At 69.4% G+C, this 18,952-nt stretch carries 9 protein-coding genes and 1 tRNA gene; 7 read left to right on the forward strand and 3 right to left on the reverse strand.

Features of this window, described 5'->3' with window-relative positions; translation table 11 throughout:
* Window positions 1-186: 186 nt before the first annotated feature.
* Window positions 187-10,008: a non-ribosomal peptide synthetase/type I polyketide synthase gene (locus EV649_RS03760; protein WP_130380517.1), complete on the reverse strand. Its 9,822-nt coding sequence runs from the start codon at window positions 10,006-10,008 to the stop codon at window positions 187-189.
* A 456-nt stretch (window positions 10,009-10,464) separates the two neighbouring features.
* On the opposite strand from EV649_RS03760, the gene EV649_RS03765 reads away from it, so the two are divergent.
* The 3 genes from EV649_RS03765 (at window position 10,465) to EV649_RS03775 (ending at window position 11,906) form a co-directional block, all read left to right on the forward strand.
* A complete protein-coding gene (locus tag EV649_RS03765; RefSeq protein ID WP_130380519.1) occupies window positions 10,465-10,956 on the forward strand; it encodes a serine hydrolase in 492 nt (163 codons plus the stop codon).
* A gap of 110 nt (window positions 10,957-11,066) precedes the next feature.
* The gene (locus EV649_RS03770; RefSeq protein WP_130380521.1) at window positions 11,067-11,747 is read left to right on the forward strand and encodes a hypothetical protein; all 681 of its coding nucleotides are present in this window, start codon (window positions 11,067-11,069) and stop codon (window positions 11,745-11,747) included.
* Between the two features lie 82 nt (window positions 11,748-11,829).
* Window positions 11,830-11,906 (forward strand) — tRNA-Val (locus EV649_RS03775).
* Between the two features lie 23 nt (window positions 11,907-11,929).
* Here EV649_RS03775 and EV649_RS03780 read toward each other — a convergent pair.
* Window positions 11,930-12,400, reverse strand: a complete 471-nt coding sequence (locus tag EV649_RS03780; protein ID WP_130380523.1) for a peroxiredoxin — start codon at window positions 12,398-12,400, stop codon at window positions 11,930-11,932.
* The gene (locus EV649_RS03785) at window positions 12,397-12,840 is read right to left on the reverse strand and encodes a DUF3052 domain-containing protein (RefSeq protein WP_130380525.1); all 444 of its coding nucleotides are present in this window, start codon (window positions 12,838-12,840) and stop codon (window positions 12,397-12,399) included. The genes EV649_RS03780 and EV649_RS03785 overlap by 4 nt, the downstream gene beginning before the upstream one ends.
* A gap of 307 nt (window positions 12,841-13,147) precedes the next feature.
* Here EV649_RS03785 and aceE point away from each other — a divergent pair, with 307 nt between their 5' ends.
* The 4 genes from aceE (at window position 13,148) to EV649_RS03805 (ending at window position 18,930) form a co-directional block, all read left to right on the forward strand.
* Window positions 13,148-15,877 carry a pyruvate dehydrogenase (acetyl-transferring), homodimeric type gene (gene aceE / locus EV649_RS03790; protein ID WP_241998086.1) on the forward strand — a complete coding sequence of 910 codons (2,730 nt, stop codon included), beginning with the start codon at window positions 13,148-13,150 and terminating at the stop codon, window positions 15,875-15,877.
* 111 nt (window positions 15,878-15,988) lie between these two features.
* Entirely contained in the window at window positions 15,989-17,482 is a 1,494-nt protein-coding gene (locus tag EV649_RS03795) for an oligopeptide:H+ symporter (protein WP_241997692.1), read from the forward strand.
* 69 nt (window positions 17,483-17,551) lie between these two features.
* Window positions 17,552-17,848: a hypothetical protein gene (locus EV649_RS03800; RefSeq protein WP_130380529.1), complete on the forward strand. Its 297-nt coding sequence runs from the start codon at window positions 17,552-17,554 to the stop codon at window positions 17,846-17,848.
* Window positions 17,845-18,930 (forward strand): NAD(P)/FAD-dependent oxidoreductase, encoded by a 1,086-nt coding sequence (locus EV649_RS03805; protein ID WP_130380531.1) that lies wholly within the window; start codon window positions 17,845-17,847, stop codon window positions 18,928-18,930. The genes EV649_RS03800 and EV649_RS03805 overlap by 4 nt, the downstream gene beginning before the upstream one ends.
* Window positions 18,931-18,952: the final 22 nt, after the last annotated feature.

The raw sequence follows: 18,952 nt of genomic DNA on the forward strand, positions 1-18,952 counted from the left end.
CTGCGGGGTCGGGAACCAGTCTGCCACCGGCGGCGTCCGACTCTTTTGAACGCGATCGATCTCGTGGAGGGATGGGATCGAACGCGGGTTGTGCATCGTGTGCGGCGGACGGTGGCTGTTTGGGAGGGCTGCCACCGACTGGCCCACCGTTCTTGTTGCAGAGCGGATGCCCTGGCCCAGACCCCGCTAGGGCGTCAGCCACTCCGGCTCGGGCAGCCGGGAGCGATCCAGCCGGCCGTTGTCGTCCAGCGGCAACTCTTCGATCGGGATCAGGTCCGCCGGCACCAGATAGATCGGCAGCTCCTTCCCCAGGTCGAGCATCAACCGTGCCAGTACGGCGGGATCGCTGTCCTCGAGCACGACGTACCCGATCAGGCAGGTGTCACCGCCCGGGTCCGAGCAGGCCACCACGACCGCGTCGACGACGCCGGGCTGGTCCGCGAGCACGTGCTCCGTCTCGCCGGGCTCGACCCGGTGGCCGCGGATCTTCACCTGGTCGTCCGCGCGGCCGAGGTACTCCAGGGTTCCGTCGGCGCGCCAGCGGCCGAGGTCGCGGCTGCGGTACAGCCGCGCGCCCGGGTGTCCCGGATCCGCGACGAACGCGTGCTCGGTCTCCTCCGGCCGCCCGATGTAGCCCTGGGCAACGGCAGCGCCGCCGAGGTGGATCTCCCCGACCGCACCGACCGGCACGGGCCGCAGCGCGGCGTCCAGCAGGCGTACGGCGACACCGTCGATGGGCCGCCCGATCGACGGCCGGTCCTCGGCCGGGTCGACCGCGTGGATCGTGGTCACGATCGATGCCTCGGCCGGACCGTACTCGTTGAACAGCCGGCACTCCGGATGCGCGTCGAGGAAGTCACGCACCTTGTGCGTCAGCACCATCGCCTCGCCGCCCGCGACGATCTCCCGCAACTCGGGGAGCTCGGGCAGCCGGCGCATCGTCGCCAGCAACGCGGTCAGCGGACTGAACGCCATGAACAACCGCTGCACGCCGTGGTCACGCAGCGCCGCGACCACCGCGTCCGGGTCGTACCGGTCGTCCTCACCGATCAGCACGAGCGCCGCGCCCGACGCGAGCGTCGTGAACATCTCCTGCACGTGGACGTCGAAGCCGAACGACGTCCACTGCAGCGTCCGCAGCGACCGCCGCGTCCGCAGGTAGTGCCGGACCAGGTTCACCGGGCCGCGGTGCGGGACGATGACGCCCTTCGGGTTACCGCTCGAGCCGGACGTGTAGATGCAGTACGCGACGTCATCGGCAGCGGCCCGCACCGGCGGCGCCTGCCGCGCCCGTGTGTCGCCGTCGCCGCCCCCGACCGGCACCAGTCGCAGACCGAGACGGTCCGCCAGCGCCGCGTCGTCACCGACCAGCGCGACCGCTGCCGCGTCCTGGACCATGAAGGCCCAGCGGGACTCCGGTACGCCGGGATCCAGCGGCAGGTACGCCGCACCGGACTTCAGGACTGCGAGCACGGCGACAACCATCTCGGTGCCGCGAGCAACTCGTACTGCGACCAGCTGGCCCGGCTTCACGCCGAGGTCGACGAGCTGCCAGGCGACCGCGTTCGAGCGGCGGTCGAGTTCGGCGTACGTCAGCTCGCGGCCGTCCTGGATCAGCGCGATCGCGTCCGGCGTCCGCGCCACCTGCTGCTCGAACAGGGTGTGCAGTCCGCTGAGTTCACCGGCGACCACGGCGTCCCGGCGTACCCGGCCGATCGGCCCGCTCGCGTCGGCGTCGGACTCGAGTTCACGGAGCGCCTCGAGGTCGGACTCGATCGGGAGAACCAGCTCGGGCAGGCGGAGGTCCGGTTTGGTCGTTGCCCTGCGCAACACTTCGGCCAGGTAGTCGAGCAGGCGCTTGATCGTCGGCTGCTCGAACAGGCCGGAGCGGTAGTCCGCCGCACAGTTGATGCCTGTCTCGTGGTGGGTCAGGCGGAAGCGCAGGTCGAGGCTCGGCGGCAGGTCGTCATCGTCCCGGTCCGCGAACTCGTCGTCGAACTCGACGAGGATCTGGAACAGCGGGTCGCGTTCGAGGATCGCGAGATCGATGCCGGCGTGGTCGAAGGCGCCCGCGGTGATGTCGCGGATCCGCTCCGTCAGCTCACCGAGGTCTGGTTCGCCGGACAGGTCGATCCGCAGCGGAAGCGGGCGGCTCTCCTTCGGGCGGAGCAGCGCCGAGCCGATGGTCACTTCGTCCTGTGCGGCGAACCGGCCGAGCACAGTTGCGACGGCGGCCAGCATCGTCATCACGGGGCTGAGCTTGCGGTCGCGGCTGTACTTGAGGACGGCCTCGCCGAGATCCTTGTCCAGCTCGCGCTGGACCGACGCCACCGCGTCGTCGCCGGCTGCGCGGGCGCGATCCGCGGGGAGGACCAACGGTTCGGCGCCGGCGAGGACCTGCGTCCAGTAGGTGAAGTCGCGGCGTTGCACGTCGGCCGGCGATTCCGTCGTACGGCGGAACTCCGGGGCCGGCTCGTGCTCGTCGGTTGGGACGATCTGCTCTTCTTCTGTTGCCTGCTCTGCTGTCTGCTCCGTCGTTTGCGCGGCCGGTTCGCCGAGGAGGGCGAGCTGTTCGCGCATGAGTTTGGTGACACCGTCGACGAGCTGCCCGGCGATCCGGAGCTGCTGCGACATCAGCGCCGCCATACCGCTCCCGGGCAGATCTGCCTCGCTGGTCGCGGCCGCAGCCTCGTCGACCTTCGCCGCCAGTTCCGCGAGCCCCGATCCGAGAACAGCCAAGGCCGCCCGCGCATCCCGCGCCGGCTCCTCCTCCGACGCCACCTCCTCGGCTGGGGCCTCGTTCTGCGGCTCGACAGGTTCGACGGATTCGATCGGCTCGGCCGTCTGCATCGCGACCGCGGTCGCGAGCTTGTGCGGTGTGGTGTACGCCAGGAACAGGTCGTCCGGCGCCAACTCGGCCTCGAACCGGCTCTTCAGCTCGTCGATCACCGGCGCCATCGATGCCGGCGTCGCCCCGAGCTCGGCGAATGTGTGGTCAACCGTGAGGTCGTACGGGTCGAGGTTGTGCACCTCGCAGGTCAGGTCGAGCACGACGTCCAGCGACTCGCGGTACCGCTCCGCGGACATCTCATCCCCGGACAGCGACCCGGCCTGGGCCAGGTAGTCCGCGTCGATCTGATGCGTCTCGGCCGGCAGCGCGAACGGCGACCGCTCGGCCTCGTCCGCCTGCTCGACCGGCTCGCTCGCTACCGGCTCCGGCGGGTCCAGCGGGATCCGCTTCACCGCGGCGTTCGACGGCGGCTCGAAGACCACGGCCTGTGCGCGCGCGGCCCGTTCGAACGCGTTGAGCCGGGGCGCATTGTTGTCCCCGGCAACCGCGGTACCAGGACCCGCCAGCACCGTCACGGACGGGTCGACCGGGTGGTGCACCCGACGGAACGGGTACGTCGGCAACGGGACGCGGCCACCGTCCGCGTAGACCTTCGACCACGCGATCTCGGTGCCCTGCTCGTACAACTCGGCCAGGCCGTTCATCGTGGCGAGCACCGGGTCCTGGCCGAGGCGCTGCGCGGGAATCCATGTGCTGTTCGGCGCGATCCGGCGACCCGCGGGACTCAGTACGGCGTCCGGCCCGAGCTCCAGGAACCGGCGGCAGCCGGCCGCCGTCACCGCCTCGACCGCGTCGCCGAACAGCACCGGCTGCCGCAACTGGCCGACCAGATAGTCGCTGTCCAGCACGGTCCCGGACTCGAGCAGATCACCCGACCAGCTCGACACCATCGGCGTCCGCAACGGCTTCAGCGTGATCTCGCGGACGATCTCCGCGAAGTCAGCCAGTATTGGGTCCACCAACGAACTGTGGAACGCGCGGTCGACGTCCAGCCGTTGCCAGGCGACCTGCAGCTGATCGAGTTGCGCGGCGAGCTGCCCGACGATCACTTCGGATCCGGTCAGCACGAACGACTGCGGACCGTTGCCCGCGGCAACCTCCACGCCGGCGGTCCTTGCGATCTCGCGGACCCGGTCGGCGTCGGCGCGGACAGCGACCATCGCGCCGGGAACCGTGCCGCGCTGCATGAGCTCGCCACGCTTCGCGGTGAGGCGTACGCCGTCCGCCAGCGAGAGGGCGCCCGCGACGCACAGAGCGGCGTACTCGCCGACGCTGTGACCGACGACGAGTGCGGGCTGGACGCCGAACGACTGCCAGAGGCGGGCCAGTGCGAGCTCGAACGCGAACAGTGCGGGCTGCGCGGTCTCGGTCGGCCAGACGCCTTCCGTCGTACCCCTCGGGGTGAGGAGCAGTTCGAGCAGGCTGCCGCCGGTCTCCTCGTGGTAGACGCGGTCGCATTCGTCGAGGACCGAGCGGAACACCGGGAAGCGTGCGGCCAGGCCGGCGGCCATCCCGCGACGGGCGGCGCCCTGTCCGGTGAACGCGTAGCCGAGCGGGCCGGGTCCGCCGCGCGGCACCTCGGTCGGCTGGGCGGCGCCGAGAGCGGTGACGAGTTCGGCCTCCGTCCCGCCTGCCACCGCGATCCGGTGCCGGTGCGCCGGGCGGCCGAGCGCCGCCGTACCGGCGAGGTCGATCAGGCGGTGACCGGTGCCGTGGCCCAGGTCCGTGCGGTAGAGGTCGACGAGGTCGGCGAGGGCGTCCGGGTCGGGCGCGGACAGCGGGAGTACGACGGGGCCGTCGTCGCCGCGGCGGATCTGGCGCGGGGCCTCTTCGAGGATCACGTGCGCGTTCGTGCCGCCCGCGTCGAGGGCGCTGACGCCCGCGCGGAGCGTCGTACCGCCGGACAGCAGCGGCACCGTCCACTCGCGGACCTCGGTGCCGATCACGAACGGGCTGCCGTCGAGGGCGAGCTCCGCGTTCGGCTCGGTGACGTTGATGGTCGGGACCAGCATCCGGTGCTGCAGCATCAGAATGGTCTTGATCAGGCCGGCCATGCCCGCGGCGCTGTCCAGGTGGCCGATGTTCGGCTTCACCGATCCGAGCGTGCAGAAACCGACCTTGTCGGTGTGCCGGCGGAGCGCGGTCGTCAACGCCTTCACCTCGGCGGCGTCCGCGGCCGGGCTGCCGATCCCGTGCGCCTCGATGTAGCTGAGCGAGTCGGCGTCGAACCCGGCGCGGTCGAGTGCGCGCTCGATCAGCTCCGTCTGGTTTCCGGCCGGCGCGTCCTCGTTGCTGACCGCCGTACCGCGAATCACGGCGTACACCGTGTCACCATCGGTCAGGGCCTGGTCGAGACGCTTCAGGAGTACGGCGGCGACACCGTTCCCGCCGACCGTGCCGTCCGCGTCGGCGGCGAACGCCCGGATCTGACCGCTCGGCGACAGGATCGAGTCCGGCGTCGGATGGTAGGTCGTTGCCTGCGGCACCTGTACGGCGGCGGCACCGGCCAGAGCGAGGTCCGCGTCGCCGGATCTGAGCGCCTGGCAGGCGAGATGCACTGCGACGAGGGACGACGAGGAGGCCGACTGCACGCCGATCGCCGGGCCGGTCAGGCCGAGGCGGTACGCGACGCGGGTGGCGATGGAGTCGCGGGACTGGTGCTGGCGGTTGTACAGGTTCATGCCCGAGCCCGCGAACACACCGACGCGGCTCGTTGTACCGGCGTACCCGCCGTGCTCCAACGCCTGATGACAAACCTCGAGGAACAACCGCTGCGCCGGATCCATCAACTCGGCTTCACGATCGCTCAACCCGAAGAACTTCGCATCGAACGACTCGACGTGCTCCAGCACGCCACTGACCGCAACAACCCCGTCCCCCGACTCCCGCCGGACGCTCTCCACACCCCCGACGAGGTTCTCCCAGAACTGCTCCACCCCCTCAGCCCCCGGGAACCGCCCAGCCACACCCACAACCGCAACCGGCTCAACAACCCCAACCCGCCCAGCAGCAACCGCAATCCCGACCTCAGCCGGCTCCTCGGCAGCAACACCGTCCTGCTCAGGTACGACGGCAGCCACCACACCGTCCACGTCCACCACAACAAGCCCCGCAGCCCCCGCACCAGCCAGCTCGCCGACCTCAGCCGACTCATCCTCAGTGCGATCGCCCGCGTCCTGTTCTGCGTCGACGTCATCCGCGTCGACCTCGGACGAACCCGGCTCGGCGTCCAACGCCCCTTCGTGCGCAGCCACGCCAGACTCATCGCCCACGAGCTCGTCGCCACCCACATCACCGACGACATCGCCAGCCCCGACCTCGCTGACTACTCCGTCCGCAAAGACTTCATAGACACGTACTTCATCCGCACGTACATCATCAGGATGTGCTTCGTCCGCACGACTTTCGTCGGCATCTATCTCGGCATCTGCGTCGTCAGCGCGTGCCTCACCCGCACCTACCGCGTCCTCAACGTCCGCCTCTTCAACGTCCGCCTCTTCAACCTCCGCGTCGGATTCGGTGTGTGCGGTGTCGGTCGGCGCGGGCTTGATCGGCTCGGAGGCGGTGTCCTCGGTCTCCGCGATGTCGGTGGTGGGCTCGACTTCGGCCGCAGCGCTGGTGTCGACGGCGTCGTTCGTGTCCGCGTTGTTTGCGGGCTCGTCGGCCTCGTCGATGTCTGCGGAGGTTGAGTCGGCGGGCTCCGCTGTGTCTGCCTCGGAGTCGGTCGTCTCGTCGTGAGTGTCCGCAGCCTCGGAGCCGAGCGCCGGCGCGGACGATGCATCACCCTCGGCTTCCACCTCGGACACTGCACTGGATGCCGCCTCGTCGGACGCCGCCTCGCTGTCATCTTCGTCGGAGGCTCGGTCGGCATCCGTCTGGTTCTCTTCGAGGTCGGCGTTCTCGTCGGTTGTCTCTGCGTCCGATCCCGCCGGAGCGTCCTGCGGTCCCATCGATGCATCGTCCGCGGTATCTACGACGGCATTCGCGTCATCCGAGTACGCCGCAACCTCATCCGCCGCCAGCTCGTCAGACCCATCGTCCGACGTACCCGCAACAACCCCACCCTCGAACGCCGCATCCTCACCACTGTCGATGCCCTCAGCAACCACGTCCCCAGAACCCGAATCACCAGAAGCCGCAAGGCCAGCGGAATCCCCCGCCGACGCCTCCACAGCATCCGCCCCGTCAGCAGCATCGACCGAATCTGCATCATCGGCCGCATCCGTGGCATCCGTGGCATCCGTCGCGTCCGTCAGGTCGGTCGTGTCCGCGGAGTCCGTCGTGTCCAGTTCGTTCGCGGTGTCGTCGCGGTCCGCTGGCTTCTCGTCGGCGGACGGGGTCTGGTCTTCGACCGGTACCTCGGCGTCGACGGTCGCAGCGTCGTACGACTGCTCAGCCTCAGACCGACCGGCGGTGTCCTCCAGTTCGGCGGAATTCTCGTCGGCAGACGGTGCGTGTTGTTCGTCCGGTACGTCGACGCCCGCGGCCGCAGCGTCGTACGACTGCTCGGCCTCGGACTCACCGGCGGTGGGCTCCGATTCGGCCGAGTCCTCATCCGCGGACGAGGACTCTTCTTCGACCGGCACGTCGGCGTCAATGGTCGCAGCGTCGTACGACTGCTCACCCTCAGATCGCCCGCTCGTGTGCTCCTGCTCGGCCGAGTCCTCATCCGCGGACGAGGACTGTTCTTCGACAGGTACGTCGATGGTCGCAGCGTCGTACGGCTGCGCGGCCTCGGACTCGTCGGCGGTGGACTCCAGCTCGGCTGAGTTCTCGTCGGCGGACGGAGTCTGATCTTCGACCGGACCGTCGGTGCTGACCGTCGCAGCGTCGCGCGGTCGCTCGGCGGTGTCGGACTGCGCGTTGGCAGGCTTCTGCTCGGCGTTGGGTGCCACGGCGTTCGGCTGCGGGGCGGGGTCCGGAGCGATGCCGGGCTCGGCAGGAGCTGGCGAGTTGGTGGGTGCCGGGGCGGTCGCGTGCGGCGGGTAGGCCGCGGGGGCTGGCGGGGGCGGGGCCGTGGGACCAAGCGCAGGTGCCGTGGTGGAGGCGGTCGGCGTGGATGCCGTCGCGCCAGTGCCTTGCTCAGGTGTCGACGCGGTGCGGCTGGCCTCGGGTGCCGACGCGGCGGACGCGGGCGCGGGGGCAGGAGTTGACGCGGTGGTGGTGGGGTCGGGAGATGGGGCGGTGGGTGGTGGGGTGCCTAGGGTCGGGCGTTGGGGTGGGGTGGGGATGGATTGCTGGAGTTCGCGTTTCCACGCCAGGCGGACTACCGGCAGTTCGGTGGTGCGTTCTGCGGCGTCCTCGTCGGCGAACGGGGTGGACTCGGGGGTGCTCGAGGGGCCCTGGCCGGTGGGGCCGGAGGCAGGGGTGGCGCCGGCTGGTTCTACGTGGGTCCTGGCGGGTTCGAGCAGGGTGCCGTCGATCCACCGTTGTTTGAGCAGCGGGCGCAGGATCTTGCCACCGGGGGTCGTCGGGAAGTCTCGGCGCGGGACGCCGACGACCTGGGCCGGCAGGCCGAGGCGGGTCTGGATCAGACTGCGAATCGCCTGGTCCATACCGGGTACGGAGTCGGCGGTCAGTGCGTAGAAGACAACCAGCCGATCGGTGCCGGTTTCCTCGTCAGCGATGCCGCAGGCGGCGACCAACCCCTGTTCGGCGCCGACGACGGTCGCGGCGACGGACTCGATGTCGTGGGCGTAGTGAAGCTTGCCGGACATGATGATGCGTTCGCTGTCCCGGCCGGTGATGACGACCTGGCCACCGGTGATGAAGCCCTGGTCGCCGGTCGCGAGCCACTTGCGGGCCGGCCAGTTCCCGATCGGGAATGCGGTGCGGTCCGCCTCAAGATTCCCGAGGTACCCGGGCGTTACCCGGGCCGACGCGACCTGCAGCTGACCGATTCGGCCTTCCGGCAGTACGGCGCCGTTCGGGGCCACGATGCGCACCGTCGTACCGGGGGCCGGCGCTCCCACCGAGACCAGCGAAAGCACACCCGGCACCTCGGTCCGCGGCTTGCCCGGGCGCGCGACCGCGACCTTCCCGGACGACGGCCGCTGGTCGACCCACTCGACGACGCCGGTCGGTGGGATCCGCACACGGTGCACGTTCGGCGTCAGACCCGGGCGCGCGAACGTGATGCCGGTGACCGTCTCGGTCATCCCCCACGCCGCCACGAACGTCTCCGGAACCACCCCGAACCGGTTCGTCACCCGCAGGAACTCGGACATCACGGGCACAGTGATCTGCTCACCGCCGCTAACCAGGCTGCGCAGCGCGGAGAGATCCCAGTGCCGGTCCGCTTCGCCGGCCACGGCGGCCGTCGCGAGCCGGTACCCGAAGTTGGGCGACCACGAGTGGTTGACCCTGTGCTGCTCCATCAGGTCGAGCCAGCGCAGCGGGTTGGCCAGCACCCAGTCCGTGTTCACGTGGATGTTCGTGCAGCCGGTGAACACGGGCAGCAGGTGATAGAGCAGGAACGCGCCGCTGCGGTCCAGCGGCAGCCAGTTCAGCGTCGTCTGCCCGGGTCGTACCGGCAGCATCGCCGGCGTACCCGCGGCGAACTCGACCAGCCCGCGGTGCGTGAGCTGCACGATCTTCGGCGTACCGGTCGAGCCCGAGGACATCATCAGTACGGCGACGTCGTCCGCGGCCGGGCGGTGGAAGTCGGAGGTCGGCTCATGCCCGGCCATCGCGTCCGGGTCGAGGACCGGGAGGCCGAGGTCGTTCGGCAGGTCGGTCGGGCGGCCGATCAGGACGGTCCAGCCGAGCAGGTCGGTGATCCGGCGGAGCCGTTCGCGGCCCTCCTCGGTGCGGTCGCCGCCCGGGTTCGGCGCGACCAGCAGCGGGCGGATGCCGCCGAGGGTGCAGGCCCAGAACGCGGCGAAGAAGCCGACCGGCTCGGTGCAGTGCACGACCGCGGGGTCTCCGGCGCGTACGCCGTTCGCACGCAGGCCGGCCAGGATCCGGGCGGCCAGCTCGAGCAGCGTCGGGAAGTCGAGTTTGGTCTCGCGGCCGTCCGGCCCGATCTCGACGACACCGGCGCCGCCGAATTCGCGGGCGGCGCGGAGCAGTGCGCTCGGCAGGTCACGCGGGTACCCGGCGGGAATCATCAACGCCGGCCCGGTGGAGATCGCCGGCCGGTCCGCACCACTTCTCACGCCGATGCCACCACCAGCTGGGCCCCAGAGGACGGCTCGGGTACGACGGGGCGCTCGGCCGGTTGGCGACCCACGGACACGTGCCTCCCCAACTGGACGGGGCGGGTTCTGGGCAGACCCGCCTCACTTCACACCGACAGCAGCCCCGTTCTCCGCCTGCCGGAACGATGTCGTGACCGGGCACACCCGGTGCGTCATCGCGCCGACCGACAGCCGTGAACCCTACCAGCCGCGACCTGCCCTGGAGGAGTCCGTTCTCACCAGCCGATGGTTAAGAATTCCCGTGAGAAGCACTGACCACCGACATGGTTCCAACGAGTGACCGCGGGTTCCGATACGGCCCGTACGAAAGCCGGTCACCCGCACCGCGTCAGCGCCGTGGCGGTCCCATGTCAGCACTCCCCGTGATCGTGAGTGACGTCGAACAGAACATCACCAGAACGAGGAGTACGAAACATGTCGATCCAGTCCCCTTCCGTGGAAAGCACCGACCGCCCAGAGCTGCAGAAGGCCGCCCAGGAGTTCGTCGACGCCGGGTTCGGCGGTCTCGAACTGCGGGTCCACGACGAACACGGCGAGTGGGTCGGCACCGCCGGGATCCGCGAACTCGGCAGCACCGAAGAACCGCCGGTGGACGGCCAGTTCCGGGTCGGCAGCGTCACCAAGACGTTCGTCTCGACCGTGGTGCTGCAACTGGTGGCCGAGGGCAAGCTCGAGCTGGACGGCGCCGTTGCCGGCCAGCTGCCGCGGTTCGAACTGGACCCGCGGATCACGCTGCGGATGCTGCTCGACCACACCAGCGGCCTGTTCGCGCAGGCCACCGGCACCAAAACCCTCACCGCCGCCATCACCATGGGTGACGCCGACATAGACCTACTCCAGACCTTCCCGCCCGCACTCGAGCGCCTGGTGAACGCGGTGTTCGGCGAGACACGTCCTTCCCTGTAGTCAACGAAGCTCCGGGGAGGATGTCCGCCCGATCTGGGTAGGAAATCCTCCCCAAACCCTCGATCCGTCGCGTTGTCTTGCTGGCGGGCCGGTGGGGAAGCATGCTCGGGATGGCGCTACTTCGCGCGATCGTGGGAGGCGGCATGGACGAGGCACGCGCTCTTCAGCGCGCGGGATGGGCGGGTGCCGCTTCGATCGTGCTGCTCGTCCTCGCGGTGGCGCTCGGCTACCTGGTCGGTGTCGACGACGCAGGCATGTCGGACTCGGACATCCTCGAGAGGCTCAACGACGACGCGCGGCAGGCCGCGGCCGGCATCGGTATGCCGGTGCTCGCCGCGGGGGTCGCGCTGCTGCTCTGGTTCGCCACCGGTCTGCGGCGAGTGCTGGACCGGCTGTCCGGCGGCGACCCGCTCGCGCATGCGATCGTGCCGGCCGCGGCGCTGTTCGGCGGACTGATGATCACGGGTGTCTCACTCGATGTGGGAAGCGCGGTCGCGGCATGGTCGGACGAGTTCACCGCCGACCCGAACACCGTCCGCGCGCTCGGCATGGCGGGGCAGGTCGTCGCGCTCACCGGGCTGATCGGCTGCGGTGTGCTGGTCGCCGTCACGACGCGGATCGCCCAGCAGGCGCGCGCCCTGCCGACCTGGGCCGTCTGGGTGTCCTACGCGGTCGCCGTGCTGTGCCTGTCCGGCTTCTGGAGCGGGGGCATGGCGTCCGTGGCCTTCGCGCTGTGGCTCATCGGCGCCGTCGTCGGGGTGCTGCGCGCGGCGCGGCGGCACTCCGGGTGAGATGATAAGGTCGGTCCGCTTGCTCCGCAGGAGCGCAACTTTCCCGGCCCGTCGTTGGCCGGGCTTCGTTTGCCGTGGACATGGGCTGTTAGCTCAGTTGGTTAGAGCACCTCGTTTACACCGAGGGGGTCGGGGGTTCGAGTCCCTCACAGCCCACCACACAACGCGCTCCGCGCGTGCCCCTAGCCGCGCTCCGACGTGAGACTCGCCAGCGCCTCGGCGTAGTCGTCGGGGTTTCGGGCGGCTGGGATCGGGTTGAGGACGGACCAGCGGATTTGGCCGGTGCGGTCTATGACGAAGGTGCCTCGGAGGGCGCAGCCGCGGGTGGGGTCGAAGACGCCATACGCCGACGCGATCTCGCCGTGGGGCCAGAAGTCGGTCAGTAGGCTGAAGTTCAGGTTCTGGGCGTCGGCGTAGGCCCGGAGGGTGAACATCGGGTCGCAGGAGATCGCCAGGAACTCGGCGGCGGCAAGCAACGACGGGCGGTCCCGTAGCGCGGCCAGTTCGCTCGTGCAGACCTGGCTGAAGGCGTACGGGTAGAAGACCAGTACGACGTCCCGCCGGCCGGTGTAGTCGCTCAGCCGGACCGGTTCGCCGTACTGGTTCTGGGTCTCGAAGTCTGGGGCCCGGCTGCCGACAGCCGGGAGGCTCATCCCCGGCGGCCGGACTTGGGAACCACCAACTTGGTGGCGGACCAGTCGTCGGTCACGCTCAGGGTGCTGGTCGTCGCCAGGCCTGCGACCGGCGCGGCCTCGGTGATGTCGCTGGTCTCGACGTAGCCGTCGCGGCCGACCTTCGGGGTCAGCAGCCAGACCACTCCACCGGCCTTGAGGTCGGTCAGGATGTCGAAGAACGCGTCGACCAGGTCGCCGTCGTCCTCACGGAACCAGAGCAGGACCACGTCGACGACTTCGTCGGTGTCCTCGTCGACGAAGGCTTCGCCGGTGATCTCCCGGATCGCATCGCGGAACTCGTCGTCGCAGTCATCGTCGTACCCGATCTCCTGGACGACCCAGCCGGCCTCCAGGCCGAGCCGGGAGGCCATGTTCGGCACTCCGCTCTTGCCGTCCGCGTGGTCCGCGGTCGCGCTCACGTGTCCTCCTCCGTGGTCCCCGCTTACCCGGGGGTAGGTGTCAGTAGCCTGCTGTCAGCGATAGTCCATCGTGACGTACCGCGTCGCGCAAGTATGCACCAGGGTTCCGTGACGTGTCCGGTATGCGCGTGGCCGGTGCGAGGCGTGTCCGCTGAGATCTGGCCCGGCCAACCGGAATCGGGCCGGAAAGGAAGGCGAAGTAGAACGCATACCGAACAGGTGACAGGATTGCAGTGAAGACAACCAGAGAGAACGGCAGGACAACGTGGCTTCCGGACACGAACCACCAGCCATCATCACCGAGGGGATGCCCACCCAGCTCCCCGACATCGACCCCGACGAGACACGGGAGTGGGTCGAATCGCTCGACGCGGTCCTGGACGAACGGGGCAAGGCGCGAGCGCGCTACCTGATGCTCAAGCTGATCGAGCGCGCCCGGGAGCGACAGGTCGGCGTGCCCGCACTGCGGAGCACCGACTACATCAACTCGATCCCGCCCGAGCGTGAGCCCTGGTTCCCCGGCGACGAGCACATCGAGCGGCGGATCCGGGCCTTCATCCGGTGGAACGCCGCGGTGATGGTGAGCAAGGCCAACCGCAAGGGCCTGGAGGTCGGCGGTCACATCGCCACCTACCAGTCGGCCGCCAGCCTGTACGAGGTCGGCTTCAACCACTTCTTCCGTGGCAAGGACCACCCCGGCGGCGGCGACCAGATCTTCATCCAGGGCCACGCCTCCCCCGGCATGTATGCGCGTGCCTTCCTCGAGGGCCGGCTGACGACCGACGACCTGGACGGCTTCCGCCAGGAGGTCTCGCGCGGCCCGCACAAGGGCCTGTCGTCGTACCCGCACCCGCGGTTGATGCCGGAGTTCTGGGAGTTCCCGACCGTCTCGATGGGTCTGGCCGCGCTGAACTCGATCTATCAGGCGCGCTTCAACCGGTACCTGCACCACCGCGGCATCAAGGACACCAGCCAGCAGCACGTCTGGGCGTTCCTCGGTGACGGCGAGATGGGTGAGCCGGAGTCGCTCGGCGCGATCGGCCTGGCCGCGCGCGAGGAGCTCGACAACCTCACCTTCGTGATCAACTGCAACCTGCAGCAGCTGGACGGACCGGTCCGCGGCAACGGCAAGGTCATCCAGGAGCTGGAGGCGTTCTTCCGCGGCGCCGGCTGGAACGTCATCAAGGTGATCTGGGGCCGCGAGTGGGACAACCTGCTCGCCCAGGACCACGACGGCGCGCTGGTGAACAAGATGAACACCACGCCGGACGGTCAGTTCCAGACCTACTCCGTCGAGTCCGGTGAGTACATCCGGAACAACTTCTTCGGCGGCGACCAGCGGCTCCAGCAGATGGTCAGCAACCTGTCCGACGAGGACCTGCGCAAGCTTCCCCGCGGCGGTCACGACTACCGCAAGGTGTACGCCGCGTTCAAGAGCGCGACCGAGCACGTCGGGCAGCCGACCGTGATCCTGGCCCAGACGATCAAGGGCTGGACGATCGAGGCGCTGGAGGGCCGCAACGCGACCCACCAGATGAAGAAGCTGACCTCGGACGACCTGAAGGCGTTCCGGGACCGGCTGTACCTGCCGATCGACGACTCCGCACTCGAGGACGCCTACAACCCGCCGTACTTCCACCCCGGCACCGACTCGCCGGAGTACCAGTACATGATGGATCGGCGCAAGCAGCTCGGCGGTTCGCTGCCGCAGCGGCGGGTGGCGCCGAAGACCTCGCTGAAGCTGCCGGGTGACGACGTCTACAAGCCGTTGTCCAAGGGCAACAACCAGCCGGTCGCCACCACGATGGCGCTGGTCCGGTTGTTCCGCGACCTGATGAAGGACCCGGAGATCGGCTCCCGAATCGTCCCGATCGCCCCGGACGAGTACCGCACGTTCGGTATGGACTCGATGTTCCCGACGGCCAAGATCTACAACCCGCACGGGCAGACCTACGAGGCCGTCGACCGCAACCTGCTGCTGTCCTACAAGGAGTCCGAGCAGGGCCAGCTGCTGCACGAGGGCATCAGCGAGGCCGGCGCGATGGGCTCGATGATCGCGGCGGGTACGGCGTACGCGACGCACGGCGAGCCGATGATCCCGTTCTACATCTTCTACTCGATGTTCGGGTTCCAGCGGACCGGTGACTCGCTCTGGGCAATGGGCGACCAGCTCGGCCGGGGCTTCCTGGTCGGCGCGACGGCCGGCCGTACGACGCTGACCGGTGAAGGACTGCAGCACGCGGACGGTCACTCGCCGCTGCTCGCCTCCACCAACCCGGCGGCGGTGCACTACGACCCGGGCTTCGCCTACGAGGTCGCGTACATCGTCAAGGACGGTCTGCGCCGGATGTACGGCTACGGTCTGGACAAGGACAAGCCGTTCGGCGAGGACGTCTTCTACTACCTCACGGTCTACAACGAGCCGGTGGCGCAGCCCGCCGAGCCGGAGAACCTCGATGTCGCGGGGCTGCTCAAGGGTATGTACCGCTTCGACGAGTACCAGACCGCCGAGGGTGACGACGTACCGCGGGTGCAGCTGCTCGGGTCCGGTGTCGCGCTGCCGTGGGTGCGGAAGGCCCAGCAGATCCTCGCCGAGGAGTACTCCGTGGCCGCGGACATCTGGTCCGTGACCTCGTGGAACGAACTGCGCCGGGACGCCGTCGCCGCCGAGCAGCACAACCTGCTGCACCCGGAGGAGCCGGAGCAGGTGCCGTTCGTGACCGAGCAGTTGAAGGACACGAAGGGTCCGGTCGTTGCTGTCAGCGACTTCATGCGCGCGGTGCAGGACCAGATCTCCCGCTGGGTGCCGAACGACTACACGTCGCTCGGGACCGACGGCTGGGGCCTGGCCGACACCCGGGCCGCGGCCCGGCGGCACTTCCACGTGGACGCCGAGTCGATCGTCGTCGCCACGCTGGAGATCCTCGCCAAGCGCGGTGACGTGAAGCCGGAGGTCGCCGCTGAGGCAGCCCGCAAGTACCGCATCGACGACCCGACCGCGGTCGCCGGCGTAAAGCAGGAGGGCGCCGGCGCCTGACGCCGGTCCCCACGGGCCGCTCACCCCATCCGGGGTGGGCGGCCCGTTGCCTTGTCCCCGGTTTACTACGGTCGGCGCTGAGTAATTGGCGACGACGGGGAGTAGTCGAGCGTGTCCGGACTGCAACAGGCTGCGGTGGAGGAGAAGACCTTCTTCGGTCATCCTCGCGGGTTGATGACGCTGTTCACCACGGAGCTGTGGGAGCGGTTCAGCTACTACGGGATGCGCGCGATCCTGTTGCTGTACCTGACCGACCAGGCGCACGGGCTCGGGCTGGGTGAGTCGCTCGGGCAGGCCGTGGTGTCGATCTACGGCGCCTCGGTCTACCTGCTGTCGGTGCTCGGCGGCTGGTTCGCGGACCGCGTGTTCGGCGCCCGTCGCACCGTCCTGTACGGCGGTACGGTGATCGTCGCCGGCCACCTGTGCCTCGCGCTCCCCTCGACTGCACCGGCGTACGCCGGCATCGCGCTGGTTGCCCTTGGCACCGGACTGCTGAAGCCGAACGTGTCGACGATGGTCGGCGAGCTCTACGAGCAAGGTGACACGCGGCGGGACTCGGCGTTCTCGATCTTCTACATGGGAATCAACATCGGGTCGTTCTCGGCGCCGTTCGTGGTCGGGTTCCTGCGCCGCGAGTTCGGGTTCCACGTCGCGTTCGCGGCGGCCGCGGTCGGTATGACGCTGGCGCTGGTCGCGTACCTGCTCGGCCGGCGGACCCTGCACGGCCGCGGCGACACCCCGCCGAACCCACTGACCGCCGCCGACCGGCCGACGATGATCAAGGTCTCGGCCGCTGTCCTCGCGCTGCTCGCGGTGGTGTTCGCGTGGTCGGCCTGGCGGTCCGGCGGCGTCGGCCCGAGGCCGGTCGTGGACGCGATCTCGTACGTGTGCTTCCTGGCGCCGATCGCGTACTTCGTGATGCTGCTGCGGAGCCCGCTGGTCACACCGGTCGAACGGCAACGGGTCCGTGCCTACATCCCGTTGTTCGTCGCCGCGATGCTGTTCTTCATGCTGTTCGAGCAGGCCGCGACCACATTGACGACGTTCGCCGCCAGCCGGACGCAGCTCGACCTGTTCGGGATCGAGATCTCGCCGGAGTTCTTCCAGTCCGTCAACCCGTTCTCGATCGTGGTGCTGGCGCCGGTGTTCGCGGTGATCTGGATCCGGCTCGGCGACCGCGGGCCGTCGATCGGGCAGAAGTTCGCGACCGGGCTGCTGCTGGCCGGCATCTCGTTCGCGGTGATGGCGCTCGCCTCGTCGGTTGCCGGGGACAACCTTGCGTCACCGCTGTGGCTGGTCGGCGTGTACGTGATCCAGACGCTCGGCGAGCTGTTCCTCTCCCCCGTCGGCCTGGCCGCGACGACGGTCCTCGCGCCGCGCGCGTTCCTCAGCCAGATGATGGCGCTGTGGTTCCTCGCGCCGGCCGCGGGTCAGGCGATCACCGCCCAGCTCGTGCAGGCGACCGAGGACGCGTCGGACACGGCGTACTTCGGCGGCCTCGCGGTCGTCACGATCGTAGTCGCGTTCGTCGTCTTCGCGCTGGCGCCGTGGATCCGGCGGCACACCGACGTCCAAGAAAACACCGACGTACGAGAAACCTCGTAGTCGCGCCGTTCGCGAGTTGCGCATTCCGTCCGACGCGACCGGCGGGCCGGGAGACCTAGCGTCAGTGACATGACTGGCGCAAGCGTTGCTCTTCTCGCGGGGACGATGTCCACCATCCTCTTCGCGTCGAGCGCGCTGCCGATGGTGCTCCGCGCGATCCGGACCCGCGACCTCGCGTCGTACAGCCCGGCCAACCTGGTGCTGGCCAACGTCGGCAACGCCGTCCACTGCATCTACGTGGTGCACCTGCCGCCGGGACCGATCTGGTTCCTGCACGGCTTCTACGTCGTGACGTCCGCGCTGATGTTGCTGTGGTGGCTCCGCTTCCACAGTCACCAGCGCGAGGTCAGGGAGGTTCTGACATGAACACCATCATCATCGGCGCCGGCCAGGCCGGCCTCGCCACCGGCCACCACCTGCAACGGCTCGGGGAGCCGTTCACGATCCTCGACGGCAACGCCCGGGTCGGCGACCAGTGGCGGGCGCAGTGGGACAGCCTGCGGCTCTACTCCCCCGCCAAGTACGACGGCCTGCCCGGGCTGCCGTTCCCGGGCGATCCGTGGAACTACCCGGCCAAGGACGAGGTCGCCGACTACCTCGCCTCGTACGCGGCCCGTTTCGACCTGCCGATCCGGCACAACACGCGGGTCGAGCGACTCGAGCGCCTCGACGGCCGATGGACCGTGGTCACGGGCACCGAGCGGATCGAGACCGACAACGTCGTCGTCGCGACCGGCACCTTCGGGCGTACGCCGTACCTCCCGGACTACGCGGTCGACCTGGACCCCGCGATCCGGCAACTGCACTCGTCGGAGTACCGGCGGCCGGGTCAGCTCAAGGACGGGCCGGTGCTCGTGGTCGGCGCGTCACACTCCGGCACCGATGTCGCGTACGAGGTCGCGCAGACCCACGACACGATCCTGTGCGGTCGCGATCCCGGGCAGATGCCGTTCCGTCCCGGCGCCCGCGGTCAGGCGATCTTCTGGCCGGTGTTCCTGTTCGTCGGACGGCATCTGGTCACGCGCCGGTCGCCGATCGGCAAGTCGGCGATGGAGGAGATCCGGTTCCACGGCGGCCCGATGATCCGGGTGAAGCGCGCGGACCTGCTCGAGCGCGGCGTCGAGCGCGTGCACGACCGGGTGACCGGCGTCCGGGACGGGCGGCCCATCCTCGCGGACGGCCGCGTACTCGACGTGACCAACGTTGTCTGGGCGACCGGCTTCCAGCAGGTCTTCGACTGGATCAAGGCCCCGGTGATCGGGCCCGACGGCTGGCCACGCGAGTTCCGCGGCGTGGTCGCGGACGCACCAGGCCTGTTCTTCTGCGGTCTGTCCTTCCAGTACTCCTTCAGCTCGATGGTGCTGCCCGGCGTCGGGCGGGACGCGGGGTACGTCGCCAAACACATCGCGGCCCGGTCCCGGGCGGACCGGAGTCTTGCCGCCGCGTGACCGACAGGCGCATGCTCGCGAG

The organism is Kribbella sp. VKM Ac-2569 (assembly GCF_004216905.1).
Taxonomy (GTDB): Bacteria; Actinomycetota; Actinomycetes; order Propionibacteriales; family Kribbellaceae; genus Kribbella.